9 protein-coding genes and 2 pseudogenes are annotated in these 12,903 nt (G+C 35.5%); 9 read left to right on the top strand and 2 right to left on the bottom strand.

From position 1 onward, the window contains the following. Positions 1 to 99 precede the first annotated feature (99 nt). The 8 genes and pseudogenes from JFU18_RS27355 (at position 100) to JFU18_RS27390 (ending at position 9,934) form a co-directional block, all read left to right on the top strand. Positions 100 to 1,641 (top strand): annotated as a pseudogene (locus tag JFU18_RS27355) (serine hydrolase domain-containing protein). Positions 1,642 to 1,837: 196 nt separating this feature from the next. Beyond that, the gene (locus JFU18_RS27360) at positions 1,838 to 3,076 is read left to right on the top strand and encodes a DUF4073 domain-containing protein (RefSeq protein WP_201034060.1); all 1,239 of its coding nucleotides are present in this window, start codon (positions 1,838 to 1,840) and stop codon (positions 3,074 to 3,076) included. A gap of 245 nt (positions 3,077 to 3,321) precedes the next feature. Then, positions 3,322 to 4,317, top strand: a complete 996-nt coding sequence (gene cuyA / locus JFU18_RS27365; RefSeq protein ID WP_201034059.1) for a D-cysteate sulfo-lyase — start codon at positions 3,322 to 3,324, stop codon at positions 4,315 to 4,317. Between the two features lie 556 nt (positions 4,318 to 4,873). Further along, entirely contained in the window at positions 4,874 to 6,172 is a 1,299-nt protein-coding gene (gene ltrA / locus JFU18_RS27370; protein ID WP_201034360.1) for a group II intron reverse transcriptase/maturase, read from the top strand. A gap of 242 nt (positions 6,173 to 6,414) precedes the next feature. After that, complete coding sequence (locus JFU18_RS27375) at positions 6,415 to 7,044, top strand: class I SAM-dependent methyltransferase (RefSeq protein ID WP_063217998.1); 630 nt, start codon at positions 6,415 to 6,417, stop codon at positions 7,042 to 7,044. A 319-nt stretch (positions 7,045 to 7,363) separates the two neighbouring features. Further along, positions 7,364 to 7,705 (top strand): annotated as a pseudogene (locus JFU18_RS27380) (YhfM domain-containing protein); the annotation flags it as partial. 215 nt (positions 7,706 to 7,920) lie between these two features. Then, complete coding sequence (locus JFU18_RS27385) at positions 7,921 to 9,366, top strand: L,D-transpeptidase family protein (protein ID WP_201034057.1); 1,446 nt, start codon at positions 7,921 to 7,923, stop codon at positions 9,364 to 9,366. Between the two features lie 352 nt (positions 9,367 to 9,718). Next, entirely contained in the window at positions 9,719 to 9,934 is a 216-nt protein-coding gene (locus JFU18_RS27390) for a hypothetical protein (RefSeq protein WP_002017170.1), read from the top strand. A 260-nt stretch (positions 9,935 to 10,194) separates the two neighbouring features. Here JFU18_RS27390 and JFU18_RS27395 read toward each other — a convergent pair whose 3' ends face one another. Both JFU18_RS27395 and JFU18_RS27400 read right to left on the bottom strand, forming a co-directional pair. Next, on the bottom strand, positions 10,195 to 11,568 hold the full coding sequence (locus tag JFU18_RS27395) for a sensor histidine kinase (protein ID WP_201034056.1): 1,374 nt from the start codon (positions 11,566 to 11,568) through the stop codon (positions 10,195 to 10,197). Further along, on the bottom strand, positions 11,565 to 12,239 hold the full coding sequence (locus tag JFU18_RS27400; RefSeq protein ID WP_098169126.1) for a response regulator transcription factor: 675 nt from the start codon (positions 12,237 to 12,239) through the stop codon (positions 11,565 to 11,567). The genes JFU18_RS27395 and JFU18_RS27400 overlap by 4 nt, the downstream gene beginning before the upstream one ends. Positions 12,240 to 12,415: 176 nt before the next feature. Between JFU18_RS27400 and JFU18_RS27405 the strand changes: the two genes are divergently transcribed. Further along, positions 12,416 to 12,886, top strand: a complete 471-nt coding sequence (locus JFU18_RS27405) for a hypothetical protein (RefSeq protein ID WP_201050383.1) — start codon at positions 12,416 to 12,418, stop codon at positions 12,884 to 12,886. The last annotated feature ends 17 nt before the right edge of the window (positions 12,887 to 12,903 follow it).

Raw genomic sequence — 12,903 nt, forward strand, 5'->3', positions numbered from 1 at the left:
AATTTTGTAAGGTTAAGTAATAAAAATCGATAGAACGGGATATTAGAATGGGATACTCTGATTGATGGGTAGAATATTCTGAAAAAAGAGGTGGAGCAAATGAAGAATAGAAAAAAAGCATCGATAATATGCAAAAGTATTTTATGTTTAATGATTTGTATATTCATTACGAATGAAGCATGGTTTACAAATGTGGTGAGGGCAGAATCAGGCACGTTGACTGATAGGAGTATAGAGGATTTCAAAAAAAAGCTGGATGAACAGGTCCCAAAATGGCAGGAGAATTATGGGGTACCAGGGGTTGCAATAGGGATTGTACATGAGGGGCGTATTGCTTATACACTTAACTACGGTTATGTAGATAAAAAGACAAAAAAAGCGGTGAGTGATGATACTTTGTTTCAAGCTGGTTCCATATCTAAAAGCCTTACAGCGTGGGGAATCTTGCATCTTGTAGATGAAGGTCGTTTATCACTAGATGATCCCGTTGGAAAATATCTGACCAAATGGAAATTACCTAATTCAGAGTTTAATAATAATGAAGTCACGATAAGAAGATTATTAAGTCATACAGCAGGACTGTCTGCACATAAAGGATACCTTGGGGTTGCACCAGGGAAAAATCTTAATTCTATCGAGGAGTCTCTGTCTGGAAAAGGATGGCTTAATGAACAAGTGGAGGTTACCAATAAACCAGGTTCAGAAACAATTTACTCTGGTGGCGGATATACAATTTTACAACTTGTAATTGAAGAGGTTACCGGAATACCGTTTGATCGCTATATGGAAGAACAAATTATGAAACCTTTAGGAATGAAATCTAGTTCATTCTTACAAGGTCCTGAAAATCATAACCTTTCGAAAGCTTATGGATATTTTGGAGAGGAGCTCCCTAGTTACCAATTTACCGAACAGGCTGCTGCAGGTCTCAAGACAAATGTTACGGATATGATGACATTGATACTTGCAAGTATGGATACAAATAATAAAGGGAATGGTGTCATCAAAAGTGGACGTGTTGAGGAAATGCAAAAGCCAGTATTAGGGGAGAATGGTTTAGGTATATTTGAAAAAAAACTATCTAATCAATGGAAATTAATTTATCATTCTGGTGACAATCGAGGCTGGCATTCTTTTTATGGTTTCATTCCTAATACAAAGGATGGATTGGTAATCCTTACAAATGGTGAAGGTGGTATAGACTTACGACAGGATATTTACCACGCATGGATGGAATATGAAACTGGAAAATTACCTGAAAGTTACTTCTCTCTAGCTGAGCAGAGAAAAAGTAATTCCATTACATCAATTGTTATTGGAGCCACACTTAGTGTATATTTACTGCTATTTGTGATTAGATTGTACAAAAGTAGAAGAACTTTCATTTTTAAGCAAGAGAAGAAATCCTACATCGGATTAGTAGTTAGGACATTTTTACTTATTATTACTGCTATTCTCGTTTTTTGAGCTGCCTATTTGTGGAGAGTTTTCAGCTTGAATTCCGGTAATACAATAAATTTTATTCTAATAATGGTATGGATTATAACATTATTAATTAGTGGATTTTTCCCGAAAATTAGAAGTAATAAAAAACAACGTATAAAACTAAAAGATTTAACATCAAAATTTACATTTATGTAATGTTAAAGGTTAGAAAGCTAGATTGGCGTGAATCGCTAATTGTGGTTTGCAAAAAACGACAAAATCTCTTAAAAAACACTTAACTTTTAACTCCATCTATCTTTACAATCCCTCCCTATAATGTGAATTGGACAAGCACCTAAGAGAAAGCAGAACATGTTAGTTTATACATTTTATTATTAGGGGGAGAAATTGTATGAAAAAGGCAGTTGCTTCGTTAGCCGTTATGGCAGTGTTATTACCAACGTTTTCGATGAATGCTGAGGGAAAAGAACAAGCACAAGCACGAAAAACAGCGACGTTGTTTAATGTAATTAGTGACATTCAAGGGGATTTATCGGATTTTGATCACGTATTAAAAGATATGAACAAAGTGACGCCGCTATCTAGAGCACTTATTATGAATGGGGATATAACGCCAGAAGGACAGCAGTCACAATATGATGATGTGAAGCATGTGTTAAACAAAAATAAGCATCCGGAAAATGTATGGTCGGCTATTGGGAACCATGAGTTTTACGCTGGGAAATGGACAGCTGATGGAAAGTTATCTCAAAGTACATGGCCAAACGGTGTAGCAGAAAAAACGCTATTTAATCGATATTTGAAATTTAGCGGACAAGAAAAGGTGTACCATAAAAAAGAATTAGATGGTTATCCACTATTATTTTTAGGGACAGAAAAATATATGAGGTACCATGATTCAAAAATGTCAGATCAAGTGTACTTAAGTGAGGAACAATTAGGTTGGCTGAAACAAAATTTAGAAGATTACAGTCAAAAAGATAAAAATAAGCCGATTTTTATTTTTTCTCACCACGTTTTACCTGATTCTGTATCTGGTTCAAGACAATCACCGTATTTAAATGACTATTTAAACGTGGATAAATTGTACGATATATTAAAAGATTACCCGCAAGTTGTCTTTTTCACGAGCCATACGCACTGGGATTTAAATTTACCAGACTGGGCTGGTAAAAAGAAAATTGCAGGCGGAGATGAAAAAGGATTTACAGTTGTAAATACAGGAGGTATTGAAACAGGCTGGAGGTCAGCTGGTCCAAATGGCGGCGAGATTCATGCTCCGGATGGATCTTCTTTTAAACAAGGGTTGCAAGTGAAAGCATATGGTAACGATGTTGTCGTAACGGCTTACGATTATAAACGTGATAAAGGTATAAAGAACTTATTAATTAGTGATGCAAAAATTGCACAAATGGCACCAGATGTAACGGCTGATGATAGTAAAAACGTAATCGTTGGTGCAACAGAGTATATGGAGTACAATGTAGAAGGAACGAATGAGTGGTACACGTACAATAAAGCGAATCCTCCAAAATTTGATGGGACTAAAATTGTATACGTACGCCATAAAGGCGAAATGAATTTAGAGCCAGGATTAACGCAGCTTCTTCGTTTTTCGGTAAATAAGTGATTGGTAAGGGCCTACTTTTTAATGAGTGGGCTCTTTTTGTTTTGTCGTTTTTTGTCGGTAAGTCGATATATTTGAAAAATCGCTGATATAAATTTCATGTACCGTATTGAAGTTAAAATCGTAAATGCAATTGCATGTACCGAATTTTGATACATTTTTAATCCAGAAAGGTGACTTCATCATTTTTCCATGTAATAATAGTATGGTTACATTTACTGTGAAAGAGTATAAAAGGAGCGTTATTGATGAATTTAGCTAAATTTCCGAGAAAAAAATATACAGAATCATATACACCAATTGAAAAATTAAACAATTTTTCTGAAGCACTTGGTGGGCCAACTATTTATTTTAAACGAGATGATTTACTTGGTTTAACAGCTGGCGGTAATAAGACGAGAAAGTTAGAGTTTCTAGTTGCGGATGCACAGGAAAAGGGTGCAGATACGTTAATTACAGCTGGTGGTATTCAGTCAAACCATTGCCGTCTAACACTTGCAGCTGCGGTAAAAGAAAAAATGAAATGTATTCTTGTGCTAGAAGAAGGGCTTGAGCCAGAAGAAAAGCCAGACTTTAACGGAAACTATTTCTTATATCATTTATTAGGTGCTGAAAACGTAATTGTTGTACCAAACGGAACAGACCTTATGGAAGAGATGCATAAAGTAGCGAAAGAAGTCAGTAAAAAAGGAAATACACCATATGTCATTCCAGTTGGTGGATCGAACCCTACTGGCGCAATGGGATATATTGCTTGTGCGCAAGAAATTATGGCTCAGTCATTTGAGCAAGGAATTGATTTCAGTTCAGTTGTTTGTGTAAGTGGTAGCGCTGGTATGCATGCTGGTTTAATTACTGGTTTTTCCGGAACACAAAGTAAAATTCCTGTAATCGGAATTAACGTAAGTAGAGGAAAAGCGGAGCAAGAAGAGAAAGTAGCAAAACTTGTAGATGAAACTTCAGCTCACGTTGGTATCCCAAACTCTATTTCACGCGAGGCAGTTACATGCTTTGATGAATATGTAGGACCAGGATACGCGTTACCGACGCCAGAAATGGTAGAAGCAGTTCAATTACTTGCGAAAACAGAAGGTAGTTTACTTGATCCAGTTTATACAGGTAAAGCAGTAGCAGGATTAATTGATTTAATTAGAAAAGGAAAATTTAATAAAGAAGACAACATTTTATTCGTACATTCAGGTGGTTCACCAGCTTTATATGCGAATACTTCTCTATTTGCGTAAGTGTAAAAAGCATTGGGTATCCAATGCTTTTTGTTTTGCGTGCCCAGCTAAGCTGGGCACTGCTTGCTGGTGAAAGTCCAGCCTAGGTAAGAGCCAAGTCGCCTAGTAGCTGACAGGCAGCTGGTGGAGAAATCCTAAGGTTGAAGCCCTGTGACAAAGTAACTTCTACTAGAAGTGCGAGCGAATCAACAGACCGTAACATAAAGTGAACCTTGCCGCCTCGTTAAAAGCAACCTAGCAATAGGACAAAGGGAAGTCGAGCCTGGTGAATATGGGCGAAGACCATGGAAGATGTGAAGAACTTGGAAATACGACATCGAAGAATCCCTCGGGGTACGGAGGGCGGTATGTTGAGAAAGTAGTGTCTGGAACTGGGGAGACCCTCCTTTGCCCTTTCTTTCAGAAAGGAGAGAGGAAACCTATAAGCATATACGAAATGGTGGACTGTAAAGAGGGAGTCGGAGGAGGTCATAGTACTGAATATCATAACGACAACACAACGTTATGTAGGGAAGGACCTCTACTTTGTTCATAAGTTGGAAGGAGGTAAGAGTGAGTGAATGCTGGAAAACTAGCTAACTACACTGATGTAAAAGCTCAAGAACTTTGGAAGACTTTATATCTTTGTGCCAAAGAAAGTTCAAGTCGTAGGTTTCACGCGTTGTATGACAAAATATATCGTCCTGACATATTGGCTGAAGCATGGAGAAGGGTAAAATGGAATCAAGGGAGCGGTGGAATTGATGGACAGACGATTGAAGAAATCGTGTATCAATATGGAGAACGAAACTTTCTCAATGAATTATATATAGAATTGAAAAGTAAATCCTACCATCCACAAGCTGTAAGAAGAATGTATATTCCAAAAGGTGATGGAAAACAAAGACCGCTTGGAATTCCCACGATCAAGGATAGGGTTGTACAAATGGCAACGAAATTGGTGATAGAACCTATCTTCGAAGCCGATTTTCAAGACTGTTCGTATGGATTTCGCCCGAAACGAAACGCACATCAAGCGATATCGAAGATACGGAAAGCGAGTAAAACATCTCATTGGATTGTAGATGTAGACATACAAGGATACTTTGACAATATTAATCATGACAAATTAATGAGGCTTGTAGAAAGAAGAATCAGTGACCGAAGAGTGTTAAAACTCATTAGAAAATGGTTGAAAGCGGGAATCATGGAACATGCGCAATTTCATGAAACGACATTAGGTACACCACAAGGTGGCGTGATATCTCCATTACTTTCTAATATATATTTAAACTATATGGATACCATTTGGGAAAAGAAGTGTAAACATTTGGGGGAACTAATTCGATATGCGGATGACTTTGTCATCGTATGTCAAACAAAACAACAAGCATTAGAGAGTATTCGGATACTACAATCCATTATGAATAAGTTAGAACTTACAATCCATACAGAAAAGTCGAAGCTAGTGAATACGTGGGATGGAAACGAGGGATTTGATTTTCTAGGATTTCACCACCGAAAATACCCTAAACATGTGAAAGGCGGGAAGAAAGTGCATGTGATGGCACATATTCCGAGCCAGAAAGCCATGAAGAAAATGCGGGAACGCATTAAAAGATACACAGAGCCGAGGAACAAACTGTATCTACAATTGGAAGAGATGGTGAAAGGTTTAAATAGAATTCTGCAAGGATTCAAGAATTATTATAGCTTATCTTCAATTGGACAGAGGTGGCTCTGTAAAATAGACTGGTACGTCCTAGAACGACTTAACCTTTTTTGGAATAAGAAAAGAAATGTTCGAAAGAAACATGGTCGTATCAAGGACTTGATGAAGAAAACAACATATACACTCGTGAAAGTAGGAGGATAGAACAAAACTGAACGCCAAAGAAGGAAGAACATCGGAAAGCCGTATGAGGGAAAACCTCACGTACGGTTTGATGAGGGGAAGCTGAAACAGAAAAGGGATGGCAAAGCCATCCCTAAAGAAAATTTAATCTGTTTCAGTTTTCTACTCTACGAATTAATGTTGAAGTTTGATACAATTTCGTGAATATGCGATGATTTTTCAACATTCAACGGTAAACAACGATATATAAAGGAGATTGATGTATGACAGAATTTTGGGAAGCAAGTTTTATAGAAAATCAAATGATGTGGGGATTTGAACCTTCAGACTCTGCAATTTTGACGAAGGACATTTTCCTTGAAAAGAAAGTGAAGGATATATTGATTCCTGGTATTGGGTACGGTAGAAATGCAAAGGTTTTTATTGATAACGAAATACAAGTAACAGGTATTGAAATTTCAAAAACAGCGATTGAATTGGCGAGGGAAAATGAACTTAATGCTGATTTCTTCCATGGTTCAGTTACGGATATGCCTTTTGATAACAAACTGTATGATGGCATATTTTCTTATGCACTTATTCATTTGTTGAATAAGGATGAGAGAGAGAAGTTTATTAAAGATTGTTATAGTCAGTTAAAACCAAACGGATATATGATTTTTACTACTATTTCTAAAGATGCCCCAATGTTTGGGAAGGGAAAACAACTTGGTAAAGACTACTTCGAGATAATGGAAGGGGTAAAAATGTATTTTTATGATGTTGACTCGGTACAACAAGACTTTGGAAAATATGGACTGATAGAAACTACGGAAATTTTGGAGCCACATAAAAATATGGCAAGTAAACCTCCATTTAAATTTATAATGATCAAATGTCAAAAAACACTATAATTACAATTGTGTAAAAAATAGTGAAAGGTTACTTAATAAGCTTGATGTGTAAGCTACTCACTAATTATTCTTTAAAGGCGAAGTAAGGGAAGTCAAATGGCATCCCTTACTTCGCTTAATTTAGTTTAAAACATGTTTTAAACTTCCAACGAATTATTTGTTATATAATGGAATTGTTGAAGCGTGAGAGGGGTGATTATATGAGTACAACATTAAGAGGGGTCATATACACAATACTCAGTATTTCTATAATATTAATAATTTTTTTAGGTTACGGATTATATTTGTATTTTAAGTGAAATGGTAACTGAACCAAAGGAAAGATCAAAGAATCGAAGTGCAAAAACGTGTTGGTGATGATAATTATGAGGATTTGAAAGTAGTTACAGACAATAATCAAGTGTTGCAAGTAAAGAAAATATTAAATGATATTCATTTTGAAAATAAAAAAGTGGAAATGTCTCGTTCAGCTGATTATCACTTTGTTTTTCAATTTAAAAATCCGAAAATAGAGGCGAAAGCTGTGTTGTATCAAATTTGGATAAGTCCTAATAAAGATAAAGTAGAAGTTATGGCGGGGGATAATCGCTATGCTCAATTAGAAGGGAAAAATGCAGCCACTTTGTTTGAGATTGTTACGGGAGAAAAGTTAGTTGAATAAAAGTATATGGTACTTAACTTTTTCAGATTTATTGTAATGATTCACTACTTGTAAGGAATTATTCAGTGTGTCTTTCTATTAAAAAGTCTAAATTTAATCAATTAAATGCGATAAAATCTTTTTAAAAATAATGAAATTTTAGGAAAAATAAGGTACACTAGTCAATGGTTTTAGTTTAAAATCGATTGACGTTAATGTATACGGGGGAAAGATTGATGAACAATAATCCAATAAATGAATCAGTTGAAGAAGTTGAGAGAAAACGAGTAAGATCAAGCAAACGTTTTACAAATTGGAAGCTTATTGCAGCGGGTGTTGGTGTAATTGTACTTCTCATTGGAGGAATGAGTTATTATCAGGCAACTCACTTCAATTCAAATGTTACGATTAATGACACAAAAGTCGGTGGTCTGAACGCTGATCAGGCAATACAGAAATTAAAAACATCTGGACTAGAAAACAAAGTCTATGTTGATCAACAACAAATTTTAGATGAAAAAGATACAAAAACGGAACTTACGGAAAAAGATTTTCCTCAAGTTAAGAAACTATTAAAAAGCCAGTGGACATTTTTCCCTTCCTCAAAGGGAAAAAATTATTCAGTGCTACCGGAAAAGGCGGATCAGTATCGTAGTGAAACGATGAAAAAACTTGTAGAAGAAAAGCTCATCTCTATGAATGAAAAATTACAAGCGCCTCAAGATGCTATGGCGAAGCTCGAACAAGGAAAGATTGTTATCTCGAAAAGCGTTGAAGGAAAACAGTATGACGTTACTAGTCTACTGAAAGATTACGACAAGCAGAAATATAAAAGCGAAATTCATCTGAAGTCTACATACATACAGCCTATTAAAGAAGACGATCCAATTGTCAAAAAAGAGGAGAAAGCACTACAGAATCTTCTTGGGCAGTCTGTTGAGTATAAAGTGCAGAATGAAGTGTATCCTTTAAAAGCGAAAGATTTAATTCAGAATGCCTCTATGTCAAAGGATATGAAAGTTACAATCGATGCGAGCGACATTAAAAATAAGATTGCTGAAATTAATAATGCTAAATCAACATTAAATAAAAATTTCAGCTTTAAAACCCATTCCGGTTCGGTCATATCAGTAAAAGGACAAGGCTACGGCTGGGCACTAGATGTTGAAAAAGAAACAAAACAAGTTCAACAAGCTTTTGAAAAGGGTGAAAAATCGCTATCTGCTTCTAATATCCATGGAAATGGTTGGGAGAAGGAAGGTATCGGTTATGAAACAACATCGAATAATGGCATCGGAGACACGTATGCGGAAGTTTCAATTGCAGATCAACAAATTTGGATTTATAAAGATGGGAAATTAGTCGTCACAACAAATGTAGTAACTGGTAAACATAGCACGAGTGAAGATACATCACCAGGTGTGTGGTACGTTCTATATAAACGAACACCATACACGCTGAAAGGCAGCGCAGTAGGTAAAGCTGATTATGCAGTTAAGGTAGATTACTGGGTTCCATTCACAAATAGCGGCCAAGGATTCCATGATGCAGGCTGGCGAAAAGACTGGGCAAATAATGCTTATTTAACAGGGGGATCAGGCGGGTGTGTAAACCTTCTTCCTAATGTTGCAAAAACTGTATATGACAGTTTGAACACTAATGATCCAGTTATTGTGTACTAGAAAATAGCTACGTATCAAGAAATAAATAAAGCAGGAAATCTTATCTGATGGTACATGAAAAAACACCTCTTGAATTCGCATATTTAGTGTGCAAATTCAATGGAGGTGTTTTTTTTGTTTGAAAACAAGAGTTCATTGCCTATAAGAAACGAAGTAGAAAGAGATTGAGATGATAAATAGATATTCAAATAGTCAATAAAATTGACACTGAATATCATTTTCATTTATTATGAAATCGTCGCATGTAATTGGACATGATTTTTGTGAAAAAGTTTACTTTTTTATTAATATAATAGATTTCTATTAAGGTGTCCCATTTAAGAATTTAAGCGTAGGAAAGGGTAAAATAAAAATGAACTGGAAAAAAGGCGGATTATGGATTATTATTTTTTTCATTGTAAAAGGTACGATTTCTACACTTTTAATAGTTACAGGTGCTAAATATTTTGATTTGTCATTTATGCAACTTTTCGTACTAATACTGATCTTATTACTGATTTCTCTCATAAGTCGAAAATTGCTGCATAGACATAAACAAAATAAAAAGCAAAAAGAGCTAAATATATAATGGAGCCCCAGAGACCTTTGGATTTCTGGGGTTTTACTATATATTTAGCTTCTTACTATTTGTGGAAAGTAAAACTCCCAGCTCAAAATTTAGGTGGGTACAGAAGTTTGTTGGGAGCTGATTAAAGTTTCACTTTATTTCATAGTGCATGATCTATGTTGATTAAAGGAAGTCACTGAATTTATTGCTACAATTATTAAACAAGGACTGAAGAGAGCTTTTTAATCAATCTGTATTCTAAAGCTAAAACCGAGCATACATTATGCTCGGTTTTCAATTGGTAGTTTAAATGTAAAAGTACTGCCTTCTCCTAATTCACTTTCAACGGTAATTTCTCCTCCGTGTAGTTCTATAATCCATTTTACCATCGACAATCCTAAACCTGTGTTTCCATTGTTTGAAGATGTTCGTGCTGCGTCAACTCGATAGAAGCGGTCCCATATTTTTACAATATGTTGCTCGCTGATGCCTATGCCATTATCGGAGACTTTACCTATTATGTTGGTTTCATCCCGGAACAGTTGGATATTCACAGTGCCGTTCGCTTTGCTATAAGCAATCGCATTCGTTAGTAAATTCATTAATAAACGCATCATCAATGTTTGATCTGCTTTAATAAACAGGTCTTCCTCTATATTTGTTGTTATATTAATCGAAGCTTCTTGAACCATTAATGAAAGCTCTTCTACAACGATTTCCGTTAATTCACTCATATTGATACATTCAAATTGAAAAGTATTATGCTTTTCTTGGTCAACTCGTGCTAATAATAAGAGTTGCGAGATTAACGCGGACATTTTACGCGATTGCCTTAAAATTACTTCTAACGATTCTTCCATTTCTTTCGGATTATTCCTCTGCGATAAAGCGTATTCGCATTGCGAAATAATAACAGATGTTGGTGTTCTTAATTCATGAGATGCGTCAGATGTAAATTGTTTTTCACTTTCGAATGATGTCTCCAATCGCTCAAACATTTTGTCAAAGGTTTGTGCTAAATGATACATTTCGTCTTTCGATGAACCTTGTAAATTAATTCTCTTCGAAAGGTCTTTACCATCACCAATTTCACTGGCTGAATCACTCATTTGTTGCACAGGTCGAAACGCTCTTTGCGTAATAAAATATCCTCCCGCTGCTGCAATGAGAATAAGTAATGGAAATGAGATGAGTGTTACCACAATAAGCGTATTCATGGTCGATGATAATTGATTCATGGTCATTATGCCACGAACCCAGACTTGCTCATCGCCGCCTACATTATGGAGAAAATCATATACTATCCATTCCTTATTACTGTCTTTAATGGTTTGTATTTCATCGGATTTAAGCGATACCTTTTTATTAAAGGTTGTTGGATTATGTCCTGCCAGCAGCTCACCTTGTTTACTATAAATGATGATATTTACTCCATCTTCTAAGGCTTCAAATTCATCGTCAATCTTTAACTGCCCATGCTTATATTCGATATCTTCAACACTTTCTTTTACTGTGCTCTTCAATTGATTTTTCATATTAAAAAGCAAAACTTTATCTGAAGAAGTTAAAATAAAAGCTAACACGAGTGCCATAATAATTACAACTAGCCCCGTATACCATAGGGTCACTCTCATTTTTATTGATAGTCTTTTCATGATTCTACTCGCAATACGTAACCAGTTCCTCGTACTGTATGAATTAACTTCGTTTCAAACTGGCTATCAATTTTTTTGCGAAGATAGCGGACGTAAACATCAATAATATTCGATCCACCTTCATAGTCGTAATTCCACACATGTTGCTCAATTTTATCTCGTGTCAACACAACTTCTTTATTACGAATCATATATTCTAAAATGGCAAATTCTTTACTGGAAAGAGTGATAACCTGGTCTCCTCTTGTTACTTTATGCATATTGCAATCCACCACTAGGTCAGCGATTTCAAACACATTAGATGTATTTCCTGTGTTTCTTCGCATCAACACTCGAATTCTTGCTAACAGTTCATCAAAAGCAAACGGCTTTACTAAATAATCGTCCGCACCTAAGTCGAGTCCTGTTACGCGATCATCAATTGTATCTTTAGCTGTAAGAAGCAAGACAGGAGTTGTATTATTGTCCGCACGTAATCTTTGTAATACTTGTAAACCATCTATTCCGGGAATCATAATGTCAAGCACAATCAAATCGTAGGTAGCCATGCTTATATAATCCAAAGCATCTTCTCCATTCCCACATCCATCGACACTATAATATTCTGCATTTAATCGTTTTACCAATATATTTTGTAAGTCTTTTTCATCTTCGACAATAAGAACTCGCATTAACATTCTCCTTTTCTTCTTATTTATATGTATCACTATAATTTCAAAACATTAAAGAAAGATTAGAAACTATTTAATTATATCATTTTATTTTTTTGCGCATTAATCTTCCTTTAATGTTTGTTCAGTAATATAAAGACATGGATAAGGTGCACATGTAAAGGGAGGAGAACATAATGGGAAAATGGATGATGATTGGAGCAATGTCTTGTTTATTCTTAACAGCTTGTTCGACTCAAGCTGTTAACGATACAGAAGTACAACAACTGAAAGTAGAAAACGATACATCACAAATAGAAGGTGCTCAACTACAACAAGAACCACACAAAACAGGGCCTGCAACAAATGCTACGAAGCAAATACAAGATTTCAAAAACGAAGTCACATCTATCGTTGAAAAGGCAAATAACACGAAACCAGTTGGAGCAAAAGAAGAAAACTTAAGTACGTACTTAGCAGCAAAAAAAGAAATTGATCAATTAGATGACAAGATAGATCTATCTGATAATCAGCTTGAAGCAGATTATCGAGCTGGAACGATAACTATTGAACAATATAAAGCGCAAGAAAGAGAACACGATATGCTGGAAGATCAATTAGAGCAAGCAGAAAATGCACTTGAAGCAAGATTTGGAATAGATGATTAATCATTAAGGAGTGGATG

The sequence above is a fragment of the Bacillus sp. TH22 genome (assembly GCF_016651015.1).
GTDB lineage: Bacteria > Bacillota > Bacilli > Bacillales > Bacillaceae_G > Bacillus_A > Bacillus_A mycoides.

Bases quoted from the DNA above. Each gene is read 5' to 3' on its own strand.
- cuyA (WP_201034059.1), top strand. From the start codon at position 3,322: ATGAATTTAGCTAAATTTCCGAGAAAAAAATATACAGAATCATATACA.
- JFU18_RS27400 (WP_098169126.1), bottom strand. From the start codon at position 12,239: ATGCGAGTTCTTATTGTCGAAGATGAAAAAGACTTACAAAATATATTG.
- JFU18_RS27385 (WP_201034057.1), top strand. From the start codon at position 7,921: ATGAACAATAATCCAATAAATGAATCAGTTGAAGAAGTTGAGAGAAAA.
- JFU18_RS27375 (WP_063217998.1), top strand. From the start codon at position 6,415: ATGACAGAATTTTGGGAAGCAAGTTTTATAGAAAATCAAATGATGTGG.
- JFU18_RS27395 (WP_201034056.1), bottom strand. From the start codon at position 11,568: ATGAAAAGACTATCAATAAAAATGAGAGTGACCCTATGGTATACGGGG.
- JFU18_RS27405 (WP_201050383.1), top strand. From the start codon at position 12,416: ATGGGAAAATGGATGATGATTGGAGCAATGTCTTGTTTATTCTTAACA.
- JFU18_RS27360 (WP_201034060.1), top strand. From the start codon at position 1,838: ATGAAAAAGGCAGTTGCTTCGTTAGCCGTTATGGCAGTGTTATTACCA.
- JFU18_RS27390 (WP_002017170.1), top strand. From the start codon at position 9,719: ATGAACTGGAAAAAAGGCGGATTATGGATTATTATTTTTTTCATTGTA.